Below are 25137 nucleotides of genomic sequence, written 5' to 3'. Positions count from 1 at the left end.
TAAAAATACAGGTGTCAGGATTAACTGTTCCCTTACCTGTATTTTATTTTTATATTTGTGTGCTACAGTTCATTCATGTATCCATTCTTTTAATGCGGGAAAAATGCGAACCCGACCAAACTTGGAAAACAGCAAATTGGAGATCTGATCTCCAATTTGCTGTTTTACTTTTTCTTGACTTTGTATCCAAGCAAATTCCATCATAGGATTCGCTGCTTTTAAATAATCATTGCTTCCTTGGAATGATATTTGCAACATAATCAAAGTAAAAAGTATATTTCCCCTTTTTTAACATAATGAAAAGGGCATGGATCAGTAAAGCCGTCCACATAAGGGTTACAAATATGAAGATACCCACCGTTACCCAGGCATAAATAGCGTAAGCGTGAGATTCCATTTCCAATTTAAACTGAGCGACAAGGTTAAATAATATAGTTACAAGCCAAGGCAAGTATAAGGCAACGGTTCTTTTAAGCAAGGCTTGCCATGAAGAGGCATCTCCCTCCAAATTCGAAAGTTTAAATCTCATTATACTTGTTCCGATTGTTTTTCCTTCCCATAGAAGAGGTAAAACAAAGTACATCACCACAAATCCAAATGTTGTATACAACATGTCTGAAAATTCGCTTGATGTTAGCAGTCCGACTGTGAAAGTAAACGTCAATTTAATGAAAATATAGTCTATAAGTACGGCAAGTAATTGAGACAGCGGCGGCACTAGATGACTCTTCTGCATTTTTTCCGCTTTCGCTAATAGTTTTTCCTTGGAAGGAAATAAAGCAAGTATGACTGGAGCAATAAAGAATCCAAAGAGTGCACCTGTACTATTTAACATTAGATCGTCAACATCAAATATACGATAGGGGCATTTGTAAATTCCGTAAATTCCAGTAACCTGTGTTACTTCGTAAAAGAGAGAGAGGGTGAATCCTAAAGTAAATGCTTTTTTCCAATACCGTTTTTCTTTGAAAAAGTATCGCAAATATACTCCGAAAGGGAGTAATAACAGAAAATTAAATGCCGCCTGCCAAAAGGCACTTTGATTGAATAGCTGAATATACGACCTTGGCTGTGACCAAGTAATTGAACTGCCCTTAACAGTATCTCGAATAAAGCTGAATGGCATTAATGAATAATAAACGGTATCTTGTGAATGGATAGCGCAAGTATCCCTTGTTAATGGAAGCGGCAAAAGAACTAGGAATAGAGCTGACAACATATAGAAAATAAACGAGTAAACAACAATAGAAGCCCAAAGGCTGAAATATCCATACTTTCTATAGGTGTAAATCAGCCAAGGAATGGTTAGTGGAAGACCTATAAAAGCAAATATAATAAATGCAACCTTTATTGGCAGGACATATACAGACATAAATACACCTCGTTTTTCTCTAACTTAATTTGAAGCGACTTAAAAAGCAGACGAAACACGTTGATTTACGCATCTTGTCTGCCATATTATTAGTAAACTGACTACAATGCATTCATATTTTAATTACTTTCTAATGGTTGCCGTATTCCTACCATACGTCATTAATCGCCAAACTTTTTCTAACGGCCCCATCTTAAAGAATTTAAACCAAATGACGCTATAAATGATTTGAATCGCAAAGATGATGATAGAAATAATGACGGTGTTAATCGGTGACACAATTTCAAGGCTCATAAGTGAGATGATGACGAGTCCAATGAAACTTTGTGCAAAATAATTTGTAAACGCCATTTGGCCGACACGAGCAATCGGTTGCAATAGTTTGGCGACATGTCTGTTTTCTAAGATTAAAAACATAATCGATAAGTACAAATAAGTTGTCGGTATTGTACCTAAAGCAATGATTTCTTGAATATGTTGATCATTACTTTGCGATGCGAACCAAATCCAGATAGAAAAACCGATAAACAATGGAAATGCAATGATTTGGAACCATCTTATTTGAGTCGATAAATCACTTATTTTTCGAAACCAATTCGCTTTAGCTGCAAGGAATCCTGATAAAAACATGATGAAAATCGTAATGGTATCATTCCCAAGAAAGGCAATAACGTTTGTAAAGACTCCCATGTCCTGAGCAAAGATTCCTAATAGTAGTGATAGGATATATATAGTTATTAATCCGCCAAGCCACTTGCTAATTGTTGACACCTTTGCACGATAAAAAGGAATCAAAAAAAAACCAATAAAGGCATATGCATATAAAATGGAACCCCAAAAAAATATAAAATGAATAATGCCGATTAATAAGAGGGCTAGTAAGCGCCTTATAAAACGCCAACGAGGCTTATCCCCTCGGCTCTCAGCACGTGAGGCGAAAATATAAAACCCGGCCCCGAATAAAAAAGAAAAAATAGAAAAGAACTTTTTTTCTACAAATATCTCGATCAATTTGGAAATAATCTCATTCAAGCCGTAATAATCGGGGATTTGCACGCCTTCGTGCATGGTTATAAACGCCCCGACATTAATGAACAATATCCCAAACAAAGCAAAGCCACGAATAATATCTAATGAAATGATTCTTTCCTTTTGTGTAATGGTTGGATTCAACTTTAATACTCCTTTTTAAAAATAAACTTAATAAAGTTAGTATATCGATCCAACCTTACACGATATTAATGTAAACCTTACATTAACCTTAAAAACGCTTCAAAATTAACATGTCAAGGGAAATGACAAGAGGGGAAAGTGACTTTAAGAGGGCTGGTATATCGTTAACCCGATTTCTATTTCTACATTTTGTCAGCCTTGCCCATGACGTTTTTAATCATTCTTCCATCCGAATCTTCACTTTAGTTCCCTCACCGATTTCGCTCGTCAAGGTGATGCTTCCCCCATGTGCTTCGATAATGTCTCTAGAGATGGCAAGCCCGAGGCCGGTCCCATGTATATCTTCCGTATTTGTCCCTCTGTAATAGCGGTCGAAAATCTGATTCATGTCACTCTTTGCAATGCCTTTTCCATTGTCTTCGATTGTTAGTCCATTTGCCATTACGCTGACGGTGATTTGGATGTCACTATCATTGTGGATAATCGCGTTGTTGATAAAATTTAAAACTGCCCGCTTCATTAGATGACGATCAATATTCCACTTGAGGTCTGATGCATCGCTGTTGAAGGAAATTGCACAATCGCAGTATTTCGGGTCGTTCAAGACGTCTATGACTATTTCTCGGACAAAGCTTTCCAGGCGGGTGTCTTCACGATTGAGCGGCATTTCTTGATTGCGCAGGCGCATCGTTAAATTGAAATCATCTAATAGCTCTTTCATATATCTTGATTTTCGTTCAATAATTTCCGCATAATCTGCACGTTCCGATTCTGTCACGTCTTGGTCGCGCAGCAATTCCGCGAAGCCTTGAATGGATGCGAGTGGCGTCTTCAAATCGTGCGAAACGTTGCTTATCCACTCTTCACGCATTTTTTCAAGTTTAGTACGCTCTTCTTCATGTGCTTGTAGTGTTTCAGAGACGGAATTCAAATTTGAAAATACCGGTTTGAAAATACCTTGGCGTTTCATTTTCTGAGTGGAAAAATTACGCTCTTTCAGCTGGGAAATCCGGTCGATCATGTACGAAACCGGTTTTGTGATAATCACGCTGAACAGCAATCCGACAAGCATTGCGATAAGCAAATCGGCAATTGTAATGCCAACGAATGCTTTTGACAGATAAGAGAGGAAGGATTTGACGTTGAACATGAAGACAATACGCTCTTCCGCAGAATCTTTGACGCCCAATAGATAGCTGTACTCTTCAAATTGACCGATGTAATACGTTGTAAATCGGTCGTCCATGTATTTGTAAATATGTACGAGTTCAATTGGACTATAGTGTGTAGGTGCATCTGAAGGCGACAGGGCGGCGGTGATGACTTGTCCGTTTGAATCTAATACTTGGAGCCAGCCGCCAAATTCCTGAAGTGCTTGGACTCCTTCTTCCGAAATGACGGGCTGCCCGTTTTCAATCGATAGATAGCGGGAAAATTGGCGGGTGAAATTTTCACCGGTATCGGCAGTTATGTTGTCATTGCTCTTCATCTGTTGGTTATAAAGGACGCCAATCAAGACAAATAAATTGACGAAAACGACGATGAAAACAATGCTTAGGACCGAAAATAAGTAACGAACTGTCAACTTCCATTTCATCGAATCACCTATTTCGCAATGAATTTATAGCCTAATCCTTTTACAGTTGTAAGATAGATTGGCTTTGACGGCTGATCTTCGATTTTCTCACGGAGACGGCGAATATGGACCATCAACGTATTATCCGCACCGAAAAAATCTTCTCCCCAAACACGTTCAAAAAGTGTCTCTTTGCTTAAGATTTGGTTCGGGTTATGCATGAAACAAGCTAATAATCCAATTTCCTTAGCAGTTAGCTCCAACATTTCCCCATTCTTCTTCACTTCGGTTTCCGCTTCGTTCATTGAAAACGGTCCAATAGTGAGCGGCTTAGGTTGGGAAGCCATCTCTGCTTCATGATATCCTGCCCGTCTTAATTGGGCTTTTACTCTGAAGGCGACTTCCTTGGGACTGAATGGTTTAGTAATATAATCATCGCCTCCAAGAGCAAGACCCAGAATCTTATCGGTCTCGTCGGATTTTGCTGACAAGAATAAGATCGGGATATGGGAAACCTCCCGTATCCTTTTGCATAAATCATAGCCTTCTCCGTCCGGAAGCATGATGTCCAAAATTGCGATATCGGGTGAAAACGACTCGAATTGCTCCCAACCTTCCCGAACGGAGCCTGCGGTTTCAATCTCCGTAAAACCTTCCTTCATAAGCGCGGTTTTCATTAAATGACGCAGATCGCTTTCGTCATCTACGATTAAGATTCGTGGTTTCGGCAAATCCAACACATCCTTTCAAGCTTCTTTGCTCAAGTATAATGCAATTTACCACACCCCGCCCGTATTTAAGGATAATGTAAGGCAGGAGTAAATTTGGCTTAAGGTTCGCCGAGTATAGTAAGGATATACGAAAGAGGTGCGAATAAATGGAGCCATTATTACTTGTAAAGAATGTTGAAAAAGCATATGGAAAAGGCGTGAATGTGTTCAATGCGCTTGAAAATATATCATTTGAAATCGACCATGGAGAATTTGTCGGTGTCATGGGCCCTTCAGGAGCGGGTAAATCGACATTGCTAAATATATTAGCAACAATCGATACACCTACAAGCGGAGATATTTTAATTGGAACGGACAATATCGCAAAAATGGATGAAGAGAAGCTTGCGGATTTTAGGCGCGACCACTTAGGATTCATCTTCCAGGATTATAACTTGTTGGATTCATTGACGGTTCGTGAAAATATTTTATTGCCGCTTGCGATCGCAAAGAAAAAACCTGCAGTAATTAAAGAACGTGTAGAGGAAATTGCAGCGACATTTGGCATTTCCAATTTGCTTGATAAATATCCTTATCAAATTTCGGGCGGTCAGAAACAGCGTACAGCGGCGAGTCGTGCATTGATTTCCAAACCGAAAATCATTTTTGCGGATGAACCGACCGGCGCATTGGATTCGAAGTCGGCAACAGATTTGTTGGAAAGCATGAGCTCGCTGAACGAAAAGCATGAAGCGACGATCATGATGGTAACGCATGATGCGTATGCCGCAAGTTTTTGCAGACGTATTTTATTCATAAAAGATGGTCAGCTGTCGAAAGAGATATTGCGAGGAAGGAAGACGCGCAAGGAATTTTTCCAAATGATTTTGGATGAGCTATCGCAAGTAGGCGGTGAAACAAATGACGTTATTTGATTTGGCGGTAAAAAATATACGCCGCAATATGAAAAGCTATTCGCTTTACATCGGATCTACTGTATTTTCCATCCTCATTTACTTTACATTTGCGACTTTGAAATATAGCAATGATATTAGCGGGGCGGCTGAAACGTCGAAGCAGATTCAGGGGGTGATGGGCGCCGCTGCATTTGTACTTATGATCTTTGTAGCGATTTTCATACTATACTCCAATTCTTTTTTCATGAAAAAGAGGAAAAAGGAAGTCGCGCTTTACTCCTTGCTTGGCGTGCGAAAGCGTTCAATCGGATTTCTTATGTTTTTTGAAAACATGGTAATCGGACTGCTATCGCTCATCATTGGGGTCGTATTAGGATTTTTGCTCTCCCGCGCTTTGTTAAGCATTTTATTGAAGTTAATGGGGCTTGATGTCGTTGCAGGATTTACATTTTCAACAAGTGCGCTTATTAATACTGTTATTGTATTTTTTATCATCTTTTTAGTCACTTCATTGATGGGGTATCGGGTTATCTACCGTTTCAAGTTAATAGACCTATTCCATGCAGAGAAAAAGGGCGAGGAAGTACCGAAAGCGCGTATCGTGACAGTGTTTTTGGGTGTGTTGGCATTGGCTGCCGCATATGTAATTGCCTTGCAAGATTTAATGGACTCAGAAGTATGGCGGGTATTAGGGTTGGCGACACCGATCGTTATTATCGCGTTGACTGTAATCGGATCGTATTTACTGTTCCATAGCGTTCTTGTATATGTATTGTCTGCGTTGAAAAGAAACCCGCACTGGGCTTGGAAGGGTCTTCATATGATGACTGCTTCCCAATTGCTTTACCGTATTAGGGGAAATGCGAAAACATTGACGATCATTACTGTGCTGAGTGCAACGACGATCACTTCAGGAGGAGCAGTATTCGGGGTTTATTATAATGCCGAAAAAAATGTGGAAATGTATACGCCTTACACTTATATGTGGGAGGGGGATCCACAGACGATTGACCCTGCGATCATCGAATCGGAAGTTTCGTTCAATAGCAAAATGATCCGCGTTCCGCTCGCTTCTTATGAAATGGAATACGCTGTCATTGATGAGACTACTTATCATACGTTGGCAAAGAACTTAAAGTGGCCTGAAGTTCAAAAGCTGCAGGAAAGTGAAATCTTCGCAATTGATGCCTATTATGATGAAAGATGGTCCGACAAATTGGAATCTGTCATTATCAACGATACCGATTACAAAGTTGCGAAGTTTTTTGATCAAGCATTATTCAATGTAGGTACATTAGGCGCAAATGCAATAGTTGTGCCGGATCAATTATATGAAGAAATGGATTCTGATGAGAAATTGCTGCAAGCTGTTAACGTCATCGATTACAAAAAACAGATCGAAGTATCCAACGAATTGGCGGAGGCGGCAGAGAATTTTTCAAGCGCGACAGCTGATTACAATAGCTCCATCGAGTCATTAGGAGCTCTATTATTCGTAGGAAGTTTCTTAGGACTTGTTTTCCTTGTCGCTACAGGAAGCATCATTTTCTTTAAAATGATGACGGAGGCGGAAGAAGATAAAGCGAAGTACGCGATTCTTCACAAAATCGGCGTGTCGAACAAAGATATGAAGCGAACGATTCGCGGGCAAGTCGGTGTCATTTTCATTGCACCACTCCTATTAGGATTAATTCATGGAGGTGTAGCGTTGACCGCTACCTCAAACTTGCTCATGATGGATTTCTTAGTTCCGGTCGTTATTTGGATGGTTGCTTACACGTTAATTTATGCGGTTTATTATATTGCCACAGTTCATAACTTCAATAAATTAATTAGAAGAAGCTATTTGGAGGGATAATAGATGAAGAAAGGTTTAATTGCAGTAGGCGTATTAGCCATTTTTCTAATTGGAGCGATCATTGCCTTGGCGACGATGGACTTCAATCGAATGGGAAAAGATAATGCTTACTATCAAATTCCGGCTGAAAGCTCAGTCGAAGAAACTAAGTTGGAGTCGGGTGAAATTATGAAAAGGTATTTGTATACAGGTACTGCCTATAAAGAAAATGGTGAATCGATCGAAGTGGAATTTTCCGCAGCGAAAGAGTTGAGAGAAGGGGCGTATTTGAAGCTATATTTGAAAAATGGAGATGAAGTTACTTCCTATGACGAAGTGCAGCCATCAGACATTCCGGAGAAGGTGAAGTTTTAAAAATAAAAAGAGGCTATCCCGGTGGATGGCCTCTTTCCTTATTTATTAATAATCATAAATTTTTCCCTGAAAGATAAAAAAATCGTATTCTCTTTAATTTCAAAGACGTCTACTCAATTTGAGCCGAGCCATTCATAACATATTGCAATATGTTATCCATGCCAAAACGATTGACGAATTTATAAAATGGTTCACGTTTTTTGCCATTCTCTATATATAAATCGATCACTTGATCAACGGCTACATACAGTTCGTCAGGCTGCACTTGCTCAAGTAAAAGCATACCTGTTTTCGCATAAGTGCCTTTTGCGTTCCCGCCAATGTATAAGTCGTAGCCTTTCCGTGATTTGATAACGCCGATGTCATTGACGAGCGGTTCGCCGCATCCGATCGGGCAGCCGGTATAGGAAGGCCGGAGCGTGAACGGGACGGGTCTGCCTGCAATCCGTTTATTCAGCTCGATTGCGACAGGCATCCCTTCCTCCACCGCCCCTTTACAAAAGTTGCAATGGCGTAAGCTTTTTACAAAATTCCCGACCGGATAGCAAGAGAGTCCGACCTCGCCGAATTTCTTTTGAATGAATTCGACATCGCTTTCGATCACTTCAATATATAATTGCTGGAATGTCGTTACCTCCAACTCTTGATCTCCTAAATAGTCGGCAAGGACCGTTAATTGTTTAGCATTTAACATAGCTCCGAACGATATTCCACCGTTAACAGCTAGTTTCACCTTTTTCTCTGTTTGCATATTGATTTTACTCACCTTTCTTTTCGATTGCCAACAATGAAATAGTACAATACCTGTGTAGGGTATGTAAACAGATTGTTCGATAAATCATATCGAAACCTCGTTAATTTGGTATTTGCAGTTATAACGTAATGATTTTGGGTACATAAAAATAGGGGGGTAACATATGTATTGGTTGACATTTATACATATCGGTCATAATATATGAACATATGCTCATATAAGCAGGTAAGGAAGGGGGAATAAAAATGAGTGAAAAGAATGGAGTGGAGCAGGTTTTGGAGGAAAATACGCCACTTTTGGATGAAGAAACGCTTTTCGTTGTATCCCAAACATTTAAAGCGTTAAGTGATCCAACGAGAATTCGGATTTTAAATTTATTGTGCAAAGAAGAGCATTCAGTAAATGACATTGCCGAAACATTGAACCTGAGTCAGTCATCTGTCTCTCACCAATTGCGTTTTTTAAAAAATTTACGATTAGTGAAGTTTAGGAGAGAAGGTACGACACTTTATTATTCAGAAGATGACCATCATGTTATGAATTTGTTGAAACAGGCAATTGAACACGCGACGCATAATTAATTACGTACAGGGGGTATTTAAGTGGGACATGATCATGGACACGACCATACGCATGGTGCGAATAAAAAAGTTTTATTGATTTCCTTCCTCATCATTACTACGTATATGATTGTGGAAGCGGTCGGCGGATTTTTGACGAACAGTCTTGCCCTATTGGCGGATGCCGGCCATATGTTAAGCGATTCGATTTCATTAGCGATAGCGTTGATTGCATTTAAGTTGGGAGAAAAAGTGGCAAGTAAAAGCAAGACGTTCGGCTATAAGCGATTTGAGATTTTAGCTGCTGTATTAAATGGCGTCACATTGATCGTTATTGCTTTGTTCATTTTCTATGAAGCGGTAAAACGTTTTGCAAATCCGCCTGAAGTTGCGACGACAGGCATGCTGATCGTGAGCAGCATCGGATTGGCGGTAAATATTTTGGTCGCATGGATAATGATGCGCGGCGGCGATGTTGAAGAGAACTTGAACATGAAAGGCGCTTATCTGCATGTCATTAGTGATATGTTAGGTTCGATAGGCGCGATTGCTGCGGCTCTGCTAATGATGTTCTTCGGGTGGGGTTGGGCTGATCCATTGGCGAGTGTCATTGTTGCCATTCTTGTGTTACGGAGCGGTTACTTTGTATCTAAGTCTGGATTGCATGTCCTGATGGAAGGGGTGCCTCAAAACGTGGTTATGGATGATATTATTCATACGATCCGTAATGCGAAAGGTGTTCTAAGCGTTCATGATTTACATGTTTGGTCCATTACGAGCGGACTGAATGCACTGTCCTGCCATGCCGTAGTGGACGATCAAATGACAATTGCAGAAAGTGAGCAATTGCTTCGAGGTATCGAACATGACTTATTGCACCAAAGTATCCATCATGTAACAATTCAAATGGAGACGTCCGCCCATCAACATGACGACTCAATTTTATGCCAAGTGAAGCCCGACGCGTCGGGAGGACACCATCATCATCATCATCATTAAGACAGTTAGTGACCGGCGGCAGTAATGCTTCGGTCACTATTTTTTGAGAAGGAAACAAATTATTTTACATACCCCTAATGGGTATATTATGATGTAATTAAGCACCAACATTCCTGTTTCGTTTCCAAAGACCAAATTTCGGAGGATTAACGTATAGGGGAGGTGGGTATATATTTTTACGAAGCATATACCCCCATACCGTATGGACTGGAAACCATAATAACAGAAAAGGAGGACTGTAAGATGAATCATCATGCGGGATATCATCACCACCACATCGTTCAAGGAGAAAATGAGGTGACAACAAAGGTCACTTACAAAGAAGGTGTCATTACAATCGAATTGAAAGATAAGCATGGAAACGCACCTGAGTTGGGGGTTTCCCATGAAAAGGAAATGCATTTGATTGTTGTGAGCGCAGATTTGAAAGAATATATTCATGGCCATCCCGAAAAACAAACGGACGGCGTCTATAAGCTACAAAGAGACTTGGCGGACAACGAATACAAAACATTTGTAGATATTGCACCAAAAAATTCAACATATACAGTTACACCGATCACACTCAACGTCGGGCAGGCACAACACAAGCATCATGCCAATGATCTCGAAGTTGACAAAGATTATGTCAAAACGGTAGACGGGTATACTGTAGAATTAAAAACCGATACTTTTGAAGCCGGGCAAGAGCTTTTATTATCGTTCGACTTAAAAGGAGCAACACCTGAGCCATATTTAGGTGCATTGGGTCATGTTGTCATTTTAGATGAAAACGCCAATCGATTTATCCACGTACACCCAGTATCAAATGACAAAACCCAATTTGACACGGTCCTGACTGAAACAGGGAAGTATAAACTTTGGGCCGAGTTCCAATTTAATGGGAAAGTTTATGTATATGCGTATGTTATAGAGATAAAATGATTTTTTTCGACATAGATCTTCATATTAAGGGAGGTGACACTATGAAAAGTAAGCCATTTGAGCTGTATACAAGACCGACATGTTCGGATTGCCAAGATGCGAAAGCATTTCTTGCGAAAAACAATATTCCGTACATTGACTATGATTTATCTAAACAACCGGAAAAAGAGAAAGAGCTCATAAAGATCAGTGGCTCCCGGGTCGTACCAGCATTCGTATTTAAGAAAAAATCGCTGTTAGGTTTTGGTGGCAAGCCGAAAGTGTTGATTGGTTTCGAACGGAATGAAGAAGAGATTAAGAAGCTGTTGACAATGTAGTGTCGATGATGCCGAATAGGGACAATATCATTGCTCTTCCTTATAGTAAGTGGTATTATAGGGGTACGGGGTATAATAAAACTCTGAGGAGTGAATGATATATGTCAGAAACAATGAAGAAGACTGTACAGCCGAATAAGCAACAGCTGCTAAATCGATTAAAACGAATTGAAGGACAAGTAAGAGGCGTTCATCAAATGATTGAAAACGACCGTTATTGCGTAGATATTCTGCATCAGATAAGTGCGATTCAATCAGCAATGAACAAAGTATCTTTAGCATTATTGGAAGACCATACACATCACTGTGTCGTCAAGGCCATTAAAGGACAAGATGGCGAGGCGGCTATCCAAGAACTTATGAGTGTCATGAAAACAATGACGAAGTAATATCTTTTTGACTTGACATACCAGTATGGGGTATATTATATTATGAATGACAACGAAATAGGAGGTGTATTATCATGAAAGAAGTATTAAAAGTAGAAGGCATGTCTTGCGGTCATTGCGTGAATTCGATCGAGTCGAGCGTCGGTAAACTGAACGGTGTTTCATCAGTGAAAGTTGACCTTGCGAGCAATGAAGTGACTGTCGAGTTCGAAAACGAAGCAACTTTGAATCAAATCAAAGAAACGATTGAAGACCAAGGATATGAAGTTGCTTAAACAACAATGATATAGCGTCTTCCGCTTACACCATGTGGGGGTAAGAAGCGGCTGAGAAGTGATTATACGTCTACTGTATAATCCTTCTTTTTTCAAAGTTTAATACCCCCACTCAGTATTGGAGGGATACAAATGGCAACTACAGAAAAAACCTTAAAGATCAACGGGATGACATGTGCAGCATGTGCAAACCGTATTGAAAAAGGTTTATCCAAAATTGAAGGCGTTGAAAAGGCGAATGTCAACTTTGCTTTGGAAAGTTCGACGATCGTATACGACCCCGAAAAAGCAAATGTTGACGATTTTACGGCGCGTATCGAAAAGTTAGGATATGGCGTTATTCAAGATAAAGTTGAATTCGATATTTCGGGTATGACGTGTGCGGCTTGTGCGACGAAAATCGAAAAGCGCATTACTAAAATGGATGGTGTTTCAAAAGCGGCCGTCAACTTCGCTCTTGAAACGTTGACCGTCAATTATGACAGCGGTCAAACCAGTCCGAACGAAATGATGGCCAATGTGAAGAAAATGGGCTATGAATTGATTCCAAAAACAGACGGCAAGGATAAGATGGATCATAAAGAGCAAGAAATCAAAAGGCAAACGCGGAAATTCATTTTCTCGACCATTTTAACATTACCGTTGTTATGGACAATGGTCGCGCATTTTGAGTTCACTTCGTTTATTTATTTACCGGCGTTTCTCATGAATCCGTGGGTGCAACTCGCTCTTGCAACACCTGTTCAATTCATTGTTGGCGCACAGTTTTATAAAGGTGCTTATAATGCTTTACGAAGTAAAAGTGCTAATATGGATGTCCTCGTAGCGCTCGGTACAAGTGCAGCTTATTTCTACAGTTTATATTTATCGTTTGAATGGATGGCAGCGGGGAGTGTCGGACATCCGGAACTTTACTTTGAAGCATCCGCTGTCATTATTACCTTGATTGTCCTCGGTAAATTGTTCGAAGTGAGGGCAAAAGGGAAAACGAGCCAAGCTATTCAAAAATTGCTTGGATTGCAAGCGAAAACAGCTCGTGTTTTAAAAGACGGCGTTGAACAAGAAGTGCCGATCGAGGAAGTAGTGGCAGGAGATATTATCCTCGTGAAGCCGGGTGAAAAGATTCCGGTCGACGGAGAAATCCTAACCGGCCAATCAGCGATCGATGAATCGATGATTACGGGAGAAAGTATTCCTGTTGATAAAGTACCTGGAAATTCCGTCATCGGTGCAACGATCAATAAAAATGGTTCATTGCAAATAAAAGCGACGAATGTTGGAAAGGACAGCGCATTATCGCAAATCGTCAAAGTCGTTGAGGAAGCACAAGGCTCCAAAGCGGAAATTCAAAGGTTGGCGGATAAAATCTCTGGCGTTTTCGTTCCGATTGTTGTCGGGATTGCGATTTTGACGTTCTTCATCTGGTATTTTGCCGTAACGCCTGGCGATTTTAGGTCATCACTTATCCCGACGATCTCGATTCTCGTCATTGCATGTCCTTGTGCGCTCGGTTTAGCGACACCGACATCGATCATGGCAGGTTCAGGTAGAGCGGCTGAAATGGGCTTGTTGTTCAAAGGTGGAGAGCATCTTGAAAATACACGCTCCATTGACACAGTTGTATTGGATAAAACAGGGACAGTGACAAAAGGGCAACCTGCGTTAACAGATGTTATCGTATCGGAAGGCTTTGTCGAGCAAGATGTGCTGCAAGTAGTCGCATCAGCTGAGAACCAATCAGAGCATCCATTGGCGCAGGCGATTGTAACAGGTGTCAGAGAAAAAGGTGTTGAACTGATTGAAGTGGATGCATTCAATGCGCTTCCTGGATACGGCATTGAAGCGGAGGTTGACGGAAAAACGGTTCTCGCAGGTACGCGGAAATTAATGCGCAGCCGGGACGTTGCTCTCGGCCATATCGAAGCGACAATGGAGAGAATGGAGAACGAAGGGAAAACGGCGATGCTCATCGCAATCGATGGGAAGCTTGCGGGTGTCGTTGCCGTTGCGGATACAGTGAAAGAAACGTCCAAAGAGGCGATTCAAAGAATGCAGGAGCTCGGTCTTGACGTCATTATGTTGACGGGAGACAATCAGCAAACTGCTGAAGCGATCGGGCGGCAAGTCGGCTTGACGCATATTATCGCAGAGGTGCTTCCAGACCAGAAAAGCGATAAAATCAAGGAGTTGCAAGCGCAAGGGAAGAAAGTCGCGATGGTTGGAGACGGCATTAACGACGCGCCGGCGCTTGTCATGGCGGATATCGGAATGGCTGTCGGCACTGGAACGGATATTGCGATTGAAGCGGCTGACATTACGTTGATGCGTGGCGATCTGAATAGCGTTGCAGACGCATTTATCATGAGCCGGAAAACGATGCGCAACATTAAGCAAAACCTGTTCTTCGCCTTCTTCTACAATACGGTCGGCATACCTGTCGCAGCAATCGGTCTACTAGCCCCTTGGGTGGCGGGCGCTGCGATGGCGTTTAGCTCGGTATCGGTTGTACTGAATGCGCTTAGGCTTCAACGAGTGAAATTGTAATACCATATGTAAAGCCCATCCAATCTGGATGGGCTTTTGGGATTTTATTGAATAAGGCTCTTCACGGCTTTCGACATCGTTGCACCGTCCGTTTTCCCGGCAAGAAGTGGTTTTGCAATTTTCATCGCATCCCCCATATTCATTCCTTGAACAACTCCCGCTTCTGTAAGCAGAGTCTTCACTTCTTCCTCGCTTAGCTGTTTCGGCAAGAACGATTTGAGTAAAATCAATTTCTTGTTTTCCTGTTCAATCAAATCTTCACGTTGCGCTTTTTCAGCACCTTCCAATGCTTGGTTTGTCTGTTTGATCTCGCGGTTGACGATTGCGACCTCTTCTTCCTCCGTCAAAGCGGAGCCTTTCTCTTTTTCGGCCATGTCCAGTGCAGACTTCAATAGTGTCAGCACGCCTTTGGAAAGGACATCCTTCTCTTTCATTGCCTGTTTCAGTTGTTCGAACACAGTTGTTTTTAACATTGTTCAAATCGCCTCTTTTCGTTATCGAATGCATCCAGCTCACTCGAATTTGTGTAATGATTATAAAGAAGACGCCACTGAAAAGCAACAAAATATGATCAGAAACTTGAATAGTCCGTGCAAAATTGGAGGGGTTAATGCCATCCATGCATCATACAATGAATCATACATCTGGATAACAATTGAAAAGGGGAGAGTCATACTGGATAATGTACGATTGCTCGGAGCCCCATTATCATGGAATATCTCTTTATTGGCTGTACTCGTTTGTCTAGCCTGCTGTTATCTGTTTTTGGTGCAACGTTATGCGAAAGTGGATTTGGGTAATAAACAGACCTTTCTTTTTTCGCTAGGCATACTCCTGTTTTACTTCACGGTCGGAAGTCCGTTTGCTGTTATTAGCCATCTTTCGTTCAGCTTGCATATGATCCAGATGAGCATTCTTTTTTTCATCATCCCGCCTCTTGTCTTGCTGGGCATCCCAGAGCAACTCTTCGTGAAAGCGATGGACATCTCGAAGCTAACTTGGCTAAAGAGGTTTCGATTCCCTCCCAAAATTGCCCTTTATGTTTTTGCAGTGTTATTACTGTTGTACCATCTGCCTTTTATCCTCACATTTCTATTAAAAATCCCTCTTCTGCAAAATGGATTCATTACTTGCTTGTTTTTACTTTCTATCATTATGTGGTGGCCCATCGCCTCGCCGGATGCAAAACGCCGCCTTTGTAAACTGGGGATGAAGCGGTACGCCATGATCAGTGGTTATGTGTTATTGCCAGCATGCCTTTTTTTCATTTTGACGGCCTTCATTGATGGAGTGGAAAATCCTTTGCTTGCGCAACTGACGGCCCACCTTTGCATGCCCGCCTCTACTGCTACCACCTTGCTCCCTCCACCATTCAACACTAAGTATGATCAGTTCATGGCAGGGGTCATCATGATGGGGCTCCATAAGTTCGGATTGGTCATGGCGCTTACGCTTGAAAACAAAATAGCTGCCACTTCCCCGGAATCTGAAGGGAGTGAAAATTGTCTTATCGCCATTCATACGCCTAGGAAGAATTGGCGAACATGAAATTGAGTTCGAGATAAGTACTATTGAACATAAAAACGAGCGAACCTCATCCCGTTTGATTCGGAAGAGGCTCGCTATTTTTATTTATTAATTACTTTAAATCGAGACGATTTAACCGATATTAGTTAGCGTGTGTGGACTCAGATATCAAATAATAATAGGAGATGTAAAATATGTTTAAAAGTATTAAAAGAAAACTTTTGTTCTCTTTTTCGTTAGTGATTGTATTAATGCTTCTGTATGGCATTTACAATATATCGGTAGTATTGAAAAGCAACAGTCAAGCAAGAGATATAGTGGAAAAAGAACTGCCGTTATTAATTGCCCATGATCAGATGGCGTTATCGATGGCCAACCGCATTTCGACGGCTCGGGGATATATGTTATACGGTGGAGATTTTAAAGATATGTTCAATGAGTACAGCGAGATTGGCATGAAGAACGAAAGTGTGATCCGTGAAATACAGGACACCGACGAGTTCGACCGGCTCATCGAGCAAACGGTAGCTTGGAGAACGATTGTAACGGAAGAAGTGTTTCCGGAGTATGATAAAGGCAACAAGGAGAAAGCGCTGAGCACTTTAAGGCAGTCTATTCCAATGGCACGCGAAATCATGGCAGGCTATGAAAAGTTAGCGGCAGATTATGAAGCGAATATTAATGCTGCGGAAGCGGAAATCATCGCGGATGGGGAATTGACATTCAAGATTATAAGTATTGTAACGATTTTAGTAATTCTATTAAGTATTGCAGCAGCGCTTTTCACTGCCGATCAAATTACAAAGCCAATCAAAATGGTAATGAACCGCATGCTGGAAATGGCTAAAGGCGATTTAAGCGGCGAAAATATGAAAACGAACGCCAAGGATGAAGTAGGCCAGCTTGTCCATGCCGCAAACGAGATGAGCGATAATACCCGAAAGTTATTACACACGATTAATGAGATCTCCAACTCCGTATCAGCTCAAAGTGAAGAGTTGACGCAATCCGCAAACGAAGTGAAATCTGCCACCGATCAGGTTGCCATGACGATGTATGATTTGGCGGAGGGGGCAGAATCGCAAGCAACACAGGCAAGTCATCTTTCTGACATGATGGACTCGTTCGTCCATCAAGTGGAAGAGGCTGACGACAAAGGTGGGCATATTCAAGTTGCTTCCACAAAAGTGTTGGATATGGCTTCTGAAGGGCGCCGATTAATGGATCTTTCAAATGATCAAATGGGTAGAATCGATAAAATCGTACAATCCTCTGTTGAAAAAATCCAAGGTTTGGATGCCCAGTCACAGGAAATATCGAAATTGGTCGTTGTTATTAAAGATATTGCCGATCAAACAAATCTTTTAGCGCTGAATGCAGCTATCGAAGCGGCAAGGGCTGGTGAACATGGCAAAGGGTTTGCCGTTGTAGCCGAAGAAGTGCGAAACTTGGCAGAACAGGTTTCTCTTTCTGTGACGGACATTACAAAAATTGTCGGTGACATTCAATTCGAATCCAGTTCTGTTGCAACATCTCTACTCGAAGGGTATGGAGAAGTGGAGAAAGGGACAGAACAAATTACGCAGACAAGTCAAACTTTCAATGATATTAATGATGCTGTAAGTGAAGTCGCTACCCATATTACGATGATTTCCAACAACTTATCACAAATGGTTTCCAGCAGTCAGAAAATGCGCGGCTCTGTAGAGGAAATTGCCGCCATCACAGAAGAGACATCTGCAGGCGTTGAACAAACTTCTGCTTCAGCCCAACAGACAAATAGCTCTATGGAAGAAGTGGCAATGAGCTCAGAGCAGCTATCGAAATACGCTGAAGACCTCAATCGACACGTCCTTCAATTTAAATTATAAGCAAGCGGGGCTGTCCAGAAAGATTTCTTGGACAGCCCCTCTTATTTTTGTTCAAGTGTCGGCAAATCTTGGATATCGATCATTTCCTGAAGGTTATCGTTCATTTCCCGACAGATATCGATCAATTCCACAAACTTATCATTCATTTCCCAACAAATATCGATCAATTCCCGGAGTTTATTGTCATTTCGTGACCTTCGACTCACTAACGATGAACCGTCAATCCAGTTAAATCTTCTTCACGAATTCCGATTTCAATTGCATTGCGCCGAAACCGTCAATTTTGCAATCAATATCATGATCGCCTTCGACCAACTTAATGTTTTTCACCTTTGTCCCCATTTTGACGACGTTTGAGCTGCCTTTTACTTTCAAGTCCTTGATGACTGTGATGGTATCGCCGTCATTTAAGACATTTCCATTTGCGTCCCTAACGACAGCCGCTTCGGCTTCCGCCTCTTGTGATTCTATCGTCCACTCATGTGCACATTCAGGGCAGACGAACAGGTTTCCGTCTTCATATGTGTATTCGGAATTGCATTTTGGGCAATTTGGTAAATTGTTCATGATATGATTCCTCCATCCAGTAGTATCATTCATACTATAGCAGAGAACGGATTTAATCCAAGTCCGCGAGAGCAAAACAAAACTGTATTTGTATAAATCTCAAGTATTTGCTATATTATAAGCAATATGGAATCGTAGATGTGGCCAAGTAGATGAAAATTGTGAAACAGAAAGTATGGCGCCTTGCTGAGAGCCGTACCACCGCTTTTCATTGAACCCTACCACGGAGATGTCGTGCAAACATGACCGAGTCGTTTTCGTTATCAAACGTTCGAGGGCTTAGCATCGCTAGGCCGAATGAAGGTGGTACCACGTCTATTCAGCGCAAAGACGTCCTTATTTAGGACAGCTTTGCGCTTTTTATTATGTATAGGGAGGAAATCAAGATGAGTAATCAGCAAAACGATTTTTCAAAATGGTATATCGATACGATTCAGAAGGCGGATTTGATGGACTATACACCGGTTCGCGGATGTATCGCATTTAAACCGGACGGCTTTGAGATTTGGGAGCATATCCAAACCGAAATGGACAAGCGTTTCAAGGAGACGGGCCACAGGAATGCGTATTTCCCGATGTTGATTCCTGAGTCGTTCTTCCAAAAGGAGAAAGATCATATTGAAGGGTTTTCTCCAGAGCTTCCATGGGTGACGGAAGCCGCCGGTGAGAAATTGGAAGAGCGTTTGGCATTGCGTCCAACGTCCGAAACGATGATCGGTCATTTGTATTCAGATTGGATCAAAAGTTACCGCGACCTTCCAGTATTGATCAACCAATGGGCGAACGTTTTCCGTTGGGAGAAGAAGACATTGCCGTTCATCCGCACATCTGAGTTTTTGTGGCAGGAAGGGCATACGGCACATGTGGATGAAGAAGAGGCACGTACTGAAACGATGCAAATGTTAAATATTTATAAAGAAGTCGTGGAAGAGCTACTTGCAATTCCTGTTTATGACGGACAAAAAACACCTTCCGAGCGTTTTGCAGGTGCGGTTGACACGTATTCCATCGAAGCGATGATGAAGGACGGGAAAGCTGTTCAAGCGGGTACTTCTCATTATTTGGGCACGAAGTTTGCAGAAGCATTTGACATCAAATATTTGACGAAAGAAAACCGTCATGAATTCGTCCATACAACATCATGGGGAACTTCGACGCGCTTGATCGGCTCCGTCATTATGGTGCATGGCGACGAACAAGGGCTTGTGCTGCCACCACGCATTGCGCCGACGCAAGTAGTCTTGATCCCGGTTGGACCGTGGAAAAAGAACCCGGCTATCATGGAGAAATTGGATGAGGTCTTCGCACAATTGAAAGCGAAGGGCATCCGTGTGCGTCTAGATGATTCCGATCAGTCGCCGGGCTTCAAGTTCAATGAGTGGGAGTTGAAAGGTGTGCCAGTTCGTGTTGAGCTGGGACCACGTGACTTGGAAAACAATCAGGCGCTCATCAAAGCGCGTGATGAGGATGAGAAAGTGGCTGTTGATTTGCCGACGATTGTTGATTGGATTGAAGGTGCACTGAACACGATGCAGACACGCCTGCTTGAAAAAGCGCGTGCATTCCGTGCAGAGCATTCCCACACGCATATCGACTCAATCGCTGATTTGACGAAGCATATCGCGGACTCGGCGGATAAAGGGGAAATCCCTGGTTGGATCCTTGCCGGTTGGTGCGGCGATGATACGTGCGAGGAGCAAGTGAAGGAAGAGACGAAGTTCACAACACGTAATATTCCGTTCAATCCACCAGCTGAAAAGTCCACGTGTATCAATTGTGGAAAAGACGCGAAGCACACAGTGTGGTTTGCGAGAGCTTATTGATTTAGTGTAAAAGGACAAAATTACTCAGCTGAGATCCCCTTTACCAGTCACTGGTAAGGGGGTTTTTGTGTTTCCAAGTTATTTAAGCAGGCCGTAAATGAAAACCATTCCTATTGTTCCTTAATGTGACATAAAGTTATTGCGGATTTAGGAACATTTAGAGAAGTCGTTGAATGGATATGTGTTCATTGGGTATTGTTAGAGTGAAGAAAGGGAGGTAATAGAAATGAGAAAAACTTCAACACTCGTTCTAGGATTCCTGTTTGTCGTTTCGCTTGCTGTCATCGGCATGATGGCAAATCAGCTAAAGCTCAATAAGCAAGCAGCCGACAAAGAACAAAACGTTATTGAAGCACCTACAGAACAAACAGCGGGGATTGTACATAATCCACCTTCTTTGGATGATGTACCTGAAGGCCCATTAGGAGATGCTATTTTAAGAGGTTACGAATTAACAAATGACACGTCAAACGTATTACGAAGTGAAGCATCAAGTGTGGAAGACGGCATGGCGCGGGTAAATGAACTATCATGTACAAGTTGTCATGCAGGCGCGGGGATGGAGGAGGAAGTATCTTCCTTAGTAGGAATGGCTTCTGTTTATCCAATGCATATTGCCCGCTCGGGACAGATTGTCACATTGGAAGAGCGAATCAATGGCTGTATGGTTAGAAGCATGAATGGTCAGAAATTCGCGGATGACGATGAAGATTTGGACGCAATGGTCGCTTATTTGACGTATATATCTCAAGGCATTCCTGTTGGTGCGGAATTGCCTTGGCGTCACCAAAGTGATATGAAAGACGTTCCGATCCCGAATGTTGCCGATGGAGAAGTCCTTTATCAGAATTCATGTATTGCTTGCCATGCGGGCGATGGTTCCGGCATAGGATCCAATACAGGACCTGCTTTATGGGGGGATGGATCATTCAATGACGGGGCAGGCATAGCTCGTATGTCAAAAATGGCGGGATATATACAAAACAATATGCCAATCGGAGCGGCAGGCACGTTAACGGACCAAGAAGCAAGTGATTTAGCAGCATTCATCCTTTCTCAAGACCGACCGGAATGGAAAAACCATGACAAAGACTGGCCTCAAGGCGGTCGTCCGACTGATATTATGAATAAGGAAAAACGTGACCAGATCAAAGACGGTACGATTGATTGGAATGAAGTGTTAGGGAAGAATTAAAATATGTTTCTTGGTGTCTGGAATGAAATACATGGTAATTTGGCTGCCAACCTTGAGTGAAATCTCTCAGGGTGGCAGCCTTTTTGTTGATTGCTAGTGGATTTGTGTGATTCGACGGCAAAGCCTGGAAAGGGTGAATATCTGCAGAGTCGGTGATAACGACCTCAAAGTTGATGATAAATCTGCAAGTGGTGATAATCATTTCCGGCCAACACAGCTTTCACATCAACTGCCTCGATCGATTTCCATAAAAATGCAACCACGCTTCGTGGATGCCGCCTGCACAGTTTGCAGTTGCATGAAAGAGATTCTCGAATGGCTCTATTTCCAACAACTCGGGTTGGGCATTGCCTACGATGACGGAGGGATGGCCGAGTGAAAGCATGTCCATGTCGTTGCCCGAATCGCCGGCGACAAGAAGTTGGACATCTTCCATTGCATACTGGTCGAGTACATATTCCAGTGCTTTCCCTTTGCTCGCATTTCTAGGGAGCACATCGATATCCCGGTTCGAACTGAAAATGAACGTATGGGCAAGTCTTTGGGAATCAAGTGCCATCCTGAATTCATCGGCCACAGCTGAATTTCCGGAAACCGTGAAGGATACGCGTCGGTCATCGGGAAGCTCTTGCCTCTTCAATGCCGAAAACGAAGTGGCGATTCTAGTGATTTCATCGGGCTGCCAATCTTGCCGCATGCATGCCCGCCAGTCAACGTCCTCCCGCCCATTAGATTGATAAATAGATGTGCCGACATCCGTTATGAGCAAATCCGGTATCGGCAATTCTTCTTCCGCCATGAGCAATCGGGCTGACGCCAGATGCCTGCCTGTCACATAGACGAGCGTCACTTCAAATGCCGCTTCATCAAAGAAACGGAGCAGCCTTCCAAGCGCCTCTTCATCACCGACAAATGTCCCATCCAAGTCAGTCGCTAGCAAGTACTTTTTGTTTTTCAAACAAAACCACCTCATACAATCCATCCATTTTCTTAGCGACAGTATACCAATTGAATTCTCTTTGCGCATGGGCAGCTGCGCGTCGTCCAAGGGAACGAGCAAATTCACGGTTCGCTGCAATGAGCTTCATGGCGAATGCCAAATGTTCCTTGTTCTCCTTCTCGACATGAACGCCTGTCTCATTATTGCGGACCACATCTTGTAAGCCTCCAACTTTCGAGGCTATGACGGGACTGCCGCACGCTTGCGCTTCCGCAGCGACCATTCCGAATGATTCATACGTTGAAGGGACAACGACAGCGAGGGCTTCATTAAAAAGCTCAGCCAGTTGGCGCTGGGAACGGGCTCCGAGAAAATCAATGTGCTGCTCCAATCCTGCAATTGCCTTTTTCAGTTTTGGACATGTCGGCAATTTCCTTTCCATATCAATTTTATCCGGGTCTCCTCCCGCGATGACAAGCTTTGCGGATGGAGGAAGTTCGTGCCGTTCCAGTAATAGGCGAAAGGCATTCAGTAGCGTGTGAATTCCTTTTGTAGCTTCGAGCCTTCCTGCAAACGCGAAATAGGGCTGTACCTTTTCTTTCGGATTGAAAGGCTTGAAGCGATGATCAACCCCAATCGGGATGACTTTAATGGGGGAGGGATTCTCAACGAAGCTATTGATCAATTTTCTTTCGGATGCAGTCGTAGCGACAACCGTGTCAGCTACTTGCAGAATCAATTTCTCAGCGGCGATCCGTTTGGATTCCGTGATGCCGGTCGCCTGTTCTTTTGCAACACCCAATGAGTGGGAAGTGTGAATCCATGGCGTTCCATAATCTTCTGCGACTTTCGCGCCGAGAAGTCCGGATAACCAATAGTGGGTATGCAACACGTCATAAGTCGACAGGTTAATAAGGTTTCGCATTTCATCATAGAAATCGAAAAGCATGTCATAAAGCTCACTTTTCGGCACATAGCCTTTCACCCCTGCCGACACACGGATCACTCGGCAACGAGAACCGAATTTTTCAATACGGGATGTATTGGCATCGGCCCAATGCGTAATGACATCTACCATATGCCCTCTTTTATCCAATGAAAGTGCCAATTGCTTAACGTAATTATTTTGTCCACCCGCCTGCTCTCCTCCAAGGGGGGCGAGCGGGTCGCCATGATCTGAAATGAATACTATTTTTTTCTGCATATAAATCTTCCTTTCAAAGCTATCAGAAGCATCCTGGTATCTAATATCTTTATTTACCCTGGATGGCGAATGGTAAACATGTTTGGTTATGAAACTTTATAAAATAATAAAATCCTCCTGTGACGAAACTCAGGAGGATTTTTCTCAATTAGTTTATAATCGTATTTTCCATAACGTTCAATAATTCTTCTGCCGCCATCTTCTGCTCGCCGCCGCCTTGGACAAATGCATCATTCCCGCCGCCTTTTCCGTTAAGATGAGGCAAGACCGCCGCTGAGACCAGCTTCATGCTAGGGCTGATAGATGCACCCCTAGCAGCGACGAACTGAAGGCGATCTTCATTTTCCGCCGCAAGGAAGACGATGACCGAATTATCTTCGGCGACAATCATCCGTGCCAATTTTTGAAGTTCTTGCACGGTCCTTTCGGTGAATGAACCCTTTACAATATTGCCGTTTTTCATTTCTAATAGATGTTTCGCTTCAAAGGAAAGTAACTCTTCATTGGTCTTTTCCAATGATTTTTCCAACTCATGGTGAGAAGATAAAAGCCGCTCGATGGCACTGCGGACGCCGTCTTCAGGAGCACTCAGCAATTTGGAAGCAGCAGACAACTCTTCATGCTTCCGATGTAGCTGTTGCAGCACCCGGTCTCCGCAAACGAAGTGGACACGGACTTTCCGCTTCTGCATTTCCGTAGAGATTATTTTCAGCAATCCAACTTGCCCCGTCGAGGATGGATGGGTGCCGCCGCAGCCGTTATCATCGAAATCCGGTATAATGACAAGTCTGATCTCATCCGTAACGGATACTTGTTTCCGCAATGAAAACTCGGAAAGCTCGTCCTCCGTCACCCACTTCGTTTCAATGGGGCGGTTCTCTAAAATGATATCGTTCGCAAGCTTTTCCGCTGCCGCCATTTGCTCTGCCGTCACGCTTTCTACATCCAAATCAATCGAAACAAGCCCTTTTCCTAGATGAAAACTGACCGTCTGAAACCCGAAGAGCCTGACAAAAGCAGCGGTCAAAATATGCTGTCCCGCATGCTGCTGCATATGGTCAAGGCGGCGTTCCCAATCGATTGCCGCTTCCACTTCCTTTTGGGAATGAAGTTCCTCGTCAAGAAAATGGCGGATTTCACCGTCCACTTCCTCGACATCAATCACACGGACCCCTTCAATTGTTCCGGTATCATGCGGCTGCCCGCCGCCAGTCGGATAAAACGCCGTATTGCTCAAAACGACATAGGGGCGCCCCTCCAGATCCACGCCATTACCGACAATACGTGC

Annotated in this window: 25 protein-coding genes; 14 read left to right on the top strand and 11 right to left on the bottom strand. The window is 42.8% G+C overall.

The features are described from left to right. Window positions 1-226: 226 nt before the first annotated feature. The 4 genes from AWV70_RS05795 to AWV70_RS05780 all read right to left on the bottom strand — a co-directional run bounded on the left by AWV70_RS05795 (window position 227) and on the right by AWV70_RS05780 (window position 4852). A complete protein-coding gene (locus tag AWV70_RS05795; RefSeq protein WP_060205127.1) occupies window positions 227-1372 on the bottom strand; it encodes a VanZ family protein in 1146 nt (381 codons plus the stop codon). Between the two features lie 123 nt (window positions 1373-1495). Then, entirely contained in the window at window positions 1496-2545 is a 1050-nt protein-coding gene (locus AWV70_RS05790; protein ID WP_060205124.1) for a DUF418 domain-containing protein, read from the bottom strand. 217 nt (window positions 2546-2762) lie between these two features. After that, window positions 2763-4142, bottom strand: a complete 1380-nt coding sequence (locus AWV70_RS05785; protein WP_060205123.1) for a sensor histidine kinase — start codon at window positions 4140-4142, stop codon at window positions 2763-2765. Window positions 4143-4150: 8 nt separating this feature from the next. Beyond that, a complete protein-coding gene (locus AWV70_RS05780; protein ID WP_060205120.1) occupies window positions 4151-4852 on the bottom strand; it encodes a response regulator transcription factor in 702 nt (233 codons plus the stop codon). Window positions 4853-4998: 146 nt separating this feature from the next. Here AWV70_RS05780 and AWV70_RS05775 point away from each other — a divergent pair, with 146 nt between their 5' ends. Genes AWV70_RS05775 through AWV70_RS05765 form a run of 3 tightly spaced genes read left to right on the top strand, consistent with a single transcriptional unit; the run spans window position 4999 to window position 7960 of the window. Then, window positions 4999-5766 carry an ABC transporter ATP-binding protein gene (locus AWV70_RS05775; RefSeq protein WP_060205118.1) on the top strand — a complete coding sequence of 256 codons (768 nt, stop codon included), beginning with the start codon at window positions 4999-5001 and terminating at the stop codon, window positions 5764-5766. After that, window positions 5753-7606 carry an ABC transporter permease gene (locus AWV70_RS05770; protein ID WP_060205116.1) on the top strand — a complete coding sequence of 618 codons (1854 nt, stop codon included), beginning with the start codon at window positions 5753-5755 and terminating at the stop codon, window positions 7604-7606. Before AWV70_RS05775 ends, AWV70_RS05770 begins: the two co-directional genes overlap by 14 nt. 3 nt (window positions 7607-7609) lie before the next feature. Then, window positions 7610-7960 carry a YxeA family protein gene (locus tag AWV70_RS05765; RefSeq protein ID WP_060205114.1) on the top strand — a complete coding sequence of 117 codons (351 nt, stop codon included), beginning with the start codon at window positions 7610-7612 and terminating at the stop codon, window positions 7958-7960. 109 nt (window positions 7961-8069) lie between these two features. On the opposite strand, the gene AWV70_RS05760 is transcribed toward AWV70_RS05765, so the two are convergent. Next, window positions 8070-8711 carry a nitrite reductase gene (locus tag AWV70_RS05760; RefSeq protein ID WP_060205112.1) on the bottom strand — a complete coding sequence of 214 codons (642 nt, stop codon included), beginning with the start codon at window positions 8709-8711 and terminating at the stop codon, window positions 8070-8072. Window positions 8712-8959: 248 nt separating this feature from the next. Between AWV70_RS05760 and AWV70_RS05755 the strand changes: the two genes are divergently transcribed. The 7 genes from AWV70_RS05755 to AWV70_RS05725 all read left to right on the top strand — a co-directional run bounded on the left by AWV70_RS05755 (window position 8960) and on the right by AWV70_RS05725 (window position 14722). After that, a complete protein-coding gene (locus tag AWV70_RS05755) occupies window positions 8960-9295 on the top strand; it encodes an ArsR/SmtB family transcription factor (protein WP_060205110.1) in 336 nt (111 codons plus the stop codon). A gap of 21 nt (window positions 9296-9316) precedes the next feature. After that, window positions 9317-10273: a cation diffusion facilitator family transporter gene (locus AWV70_RS05750; protein ID WP_060205108.1), complete on the top strand. Its 957-nt coding sequence runs from the start codon at window positions 9317-9319 to the stop codon at window positions 10271-10273. 243 nt (window positions 10274-10516) lie between these two features. After that, complete coding sequence (locus AWV70_RS05745; protein WP_060205106.1) at window positions 10517-11197, top strand: hypothetical protein; 681 nt, start codon at window positions 10517-10519, stop codon at window positions 11195-11197. A 41-nt stretch (window positions 11198-11238) separates the two neighbouring features. Continuing rightward, on the top strand, window positions 11239-11514 hold the full coding sequence (locus tag AWV70_RS05740; protein ID WP_060205104.1) for a glutaredoxin family protein: 276 nt from the start codon (window positions 11239-11241) through the stop codon (window positions 11512-11514). Between the two features lie 101 nt (window positions 11515-11615). Continuing rightward, entirely contained in the window at window positions 11616-11903 is a 288-nt protein-coding gene (locus tag AWV70_RS05735; RefSeq protein ID WP_060205102.1) for a metal-sensitive transcriptional regulator, read from the top strand. 74 nt (window positions 11904-11977) lie between these two features. Then, complete coding sequence (gene copZ / locus AWV70_RS05730; RefSeq protein ID WP_060205100.1) at window positions 11978-12178, top strand: copper chaperone CopZ; 201 nt, start codon at window positions 11978-11980, stop codon at window positions 12176-12178. Between the two features lie 132 nt (window positions 12179-12310). Next, on the top strand, window positions 12311-14722 hold the full coding sequence (locus tag AWV70_RS05725) for a heavy metal translocating P-type ATPase (protein ID WP_060205099.1): 2412 nt from the start codon (window positions 12311-12313) through the stop codon (window positions 14720-14722). Between the two features lie 44 nt (window positions 14723-14766). Here the strand turns inward: AWV70_RS05725 and AWV70_RS05720 are convergent, their stop codons facing one another. After that, complete coding sequence (locus tag AWV70_RS05720; RefSeq protein WP_060205097.1) at window positions 14767-15195, bottom strand: GatB/YqeY domain-containing protein; 429 nt, start codon at window positions 15193-15195, stop codon at window positions 14767-14769. Window positions 15196-15289: 94 nt separating this feature from the next. Between AWV70_RS05720 and AWV70_RS05715 the strand changes: the two genes are divergently transcribed. Both AWV70_RS05715 and AWV70_RS05710 read left to right on the top strand, forming a co-directional pair. Next, window positions 15290-16270 (top strand): cytochrome c oxidase assembly protein, encoded by a 981-nt coding sequence (locus AWV70_RS05715; RefSeq protein WP_060205095.1) that lies wholly within the window; start codon window positions 15290-15292, stop codon window positions 16268-16270. Window positions 16271-16443: 173 nt separating this feature from the next. Beyond that, window positions 16444-18120: a methyl-accepting chemotaxis protein gene (locus AWV70_RS05710; RefSeq protein ID WP_060205093.1), complete on the top strand. Its 1677-nt coding sequence runs from the start codon at window positions 16444-16446 to the stop codon at window positions 18118-18120. Between the two features lie 41 nt (window positions 18121-18161). On the opposite strand, the gene AWV70_RS23765 is transcribed toward AWV70_RS05710, so the two are convergent. Both AWV70_RS23765 and AWV70_RS05705 read right to left on the bottom strand, forming a co-directional pair. Continuing rightward, window positions 18162-18326: a hypothetical protein gene (locus AWV70_RS23765; RefSeq protein WP_160327632.1), complete on the bottom strand. Its 165-nt coding sequence runs from the start codon at window positions 18324-18326 to the stop codon at window positions 18162-18164. A 22-nt stretch (window positions 18327-18348) separates the two neighbouring features. After that, window positions 18349-18687 (bottom strand): zinc ribbon domain-containing protein YjdM, encoded by a 339-nt coding sequence (locus tag AWV70_RS05705; RefSeq protein ID WP_060205091.1) that lies wholly within the window; start codon window positions 18685-18687, stop codon window positions 18349-18351. Window positions 18688-19073: 386 nt separating this feature from the next. Here AWV70_RS05705 and proS point away from each other — a divergent pair, with 386 nt between their 5' ends. Beyond that, window positions 19074-20510: a proline--tRNA ligase gene (gene proS / locus AWV70_RS05700; protein ID WP_060205089.1), complete on the top strand. Its 1437-nt coding sequence runs from the start codon at window positions 19074-19076 to the stop codon at window positions 20508-20510. A 226-nt stretch (window positions 20511-20736) separates the two neighbouring features. Further along, complete coding sequence (locus AWV70_RS05695) at window positions 20737-21705, top strand: c-type cytochrome (RefSeq protein WP_060205087.1); 969 nt, start codon at window positions 20737-20739, stop codon at window positions 21703-21705. Between the two features lie 220 nt (window positions 21706-21925). Here AWV70_RS05695 and AWV70_RS05690 read toward each other — a convergent pair whose 3' ends face one another. The 3 genes from AWV70_RS05690 to AWV70_RS05680 all read right to left on the bottom strand — a co-directional run. Then, window positions 21926-22663, bottom strand: a complete 738-nt coding sequence (locus tag AWV70_RS05690) for an HAD-IIB family hydrolase (protein WP_060205085.1) — start codon at window positions 22661-22663, stop codon at window positions 21926-21928. Continuing rightward, window positions 22632-23849: a glycosyltransferase gene (locus AWV70_RS05685; protein ID WP_060205083.1), complete on the bottom strand. Its 1218-nt coding sequence runs from the start codon at window positions 23847-23849 to the stop codon at window positions 22632-22634. The genes AWV70_RS05690 and AWV70_RS05685 overlap by 32 nt, the downstream gene beginning before the upstream one ends. 148 nt (window positions 23850-23997) lie before the next feature. Continuing rightward, window positions 23998-25137 (bottom strand): alanyl-tRNA editing protein (locus AWV70_RS05680; protein WP_153009907.1); only part of this gene is annotated, 1140 nt, incomplete at its 5' end.

It is taken from the genome of Sporosarcina koreensis (assembly GCF_001531445.1).
Taxonomy (GTDB): Bacteria; Bacillota; Bacilli; order Bacillales_A; family Planococcaceae; genus Sporosarcina; species Sporosarcina koreensis_C.
Note: the sequence above shows the minus strand (reverse complement) of the source record. Positions and strands in the feature narration are given on the sequence as shown.

Bases quoted from the DNA above. Each gene is read 5' to 3' on its own strand.
- AWV70_RS05770 (WP_060205116.1), top strand. From the start codon at position 5,753: ATGACGTTATTTGATTTGGCGGTAAAAAATATACGCCGCAATATGAAA.
- AWV70_RS05725 (WP_060205099.1), top strand. From the start codon at position 12,311: ATGGCAACTACAGAAAAAACCTTAAAGATCAACGGGATGACATGTGCA.
- AWV70_RS05745 (WP_060205106.1), top strand. From the start codon at position 10,517: ATGAATCATCATGCGGGATATCATCACCACCACATCGTTCAAGGAGAA.
- proS (WP_060205089.1), top strand. From the start codon at position 19,074: ATGAGTAATCAGCAAAACGATTTTTCAAAATGGTATATCGATACGATT.
- AWV70_RS05775 (WP_060205118.1), top strand. From the start codon at position 4,999: ATGGAGCCATTATTACTTGTAAAGAATGTTGAAAAAGCATATGGAAAA.
- AWV70_RS05720 (WP_060205097.1), bottom strand. From the start codon at position 15,195: ATGTTAAAAACAACTGTGTTCGAACAACTGAAACAGGCAATGAAAGAG.
- AWV70_RS05795 (WP_060205127.1), bottom strand. From the start codon at position 1,372: ATGTCTGTATATGTCCTGCCAATAAAGGTTGCATTTATTATATTTGCT.
- AWV70_RS05705 (WP_060205091.1), bottom strand. From the start codon at position 18,687: ATGAACAATTTACCAAATTGCCCAAAATGCAATTCCGAATACACATAT.
- AWV70_RS05685 (WP_060205083.1), bottom strand. From the start codon at position 23,849: ATGCAGAAAAAAATAGTATTCATTTCAGATCATGGCGACCCGCTCGCC.
- AWV70_RS05765 (WP_060205114.1), top strand. From the start codon at position 7,610: ATGAAGAAAGGTTTAATTGCAGTAGGCGTATTAGCCATTTTTCTAATT.
- AWV70_RS05740 (WP_060205104.1), top strand. From the start codon at position 11,239: ATGAAAAGTAAGCCATTTGAGCTGTATACAAGACCGACATGTTCGGAT.
- AWV70_RS05755 (WP_060205110.1), top strand. From the start codon at position 8,960: ATGAGTGAAAAGAATGGAGTGGAGCAGGTTTTGGAGGAAAATACGCCA.
- AWV70_RS05735 (WP_060205102.1), top strand. From the start codon at position 11,616: ATGTCAGAAACAATGAAGAAGACTGTACAGCCGAATAAGCAACAGCTG.
- AWV70_RS05710 (WP_060205093.1), top strand. From the start codon at position 16,444: ATGTTTAAAAGTATTAAAAGAAAACTTTTGTTCTCTTTTTCGTTAGTG.
- AWV70_RS05760 (WP_060205112.1), bottom strand. From the start codon at position 8,711: ATGCAAACAGAGAAAAAGGTGAAACTAGCTGTTAACGGTGGAATATCG.
- AWV70_RS05695 (WP_060205087.1), top strand. From the start codon at position 20,737: ATGAGAAAAACTTCAACACTCGTTCTAGGATTCCTGTTTGTCGTTTCG.
- AWV70_RS05715 (WP_060205095.1), top strand. From the start codon at position 15,290: ATGATCAGAAACTTGAATAGTCCGTGCAAAATTGGAGGGGTTAATGCC.
- copZ (WP_060205100.1), top strand. From the start codon at position 11,978: ATGAAAGAAGTATTAAAAGTAGAAGGCATGTCTTGCGGTCATTGCGTG.
- AWV70_RS05785 (WP_060205123.1), bottom strand. From the start codon at position 4,142: ATGAAATGGAAGTTGACAGTTCGTTACTTATTTTCGGTCCTAAGCATT.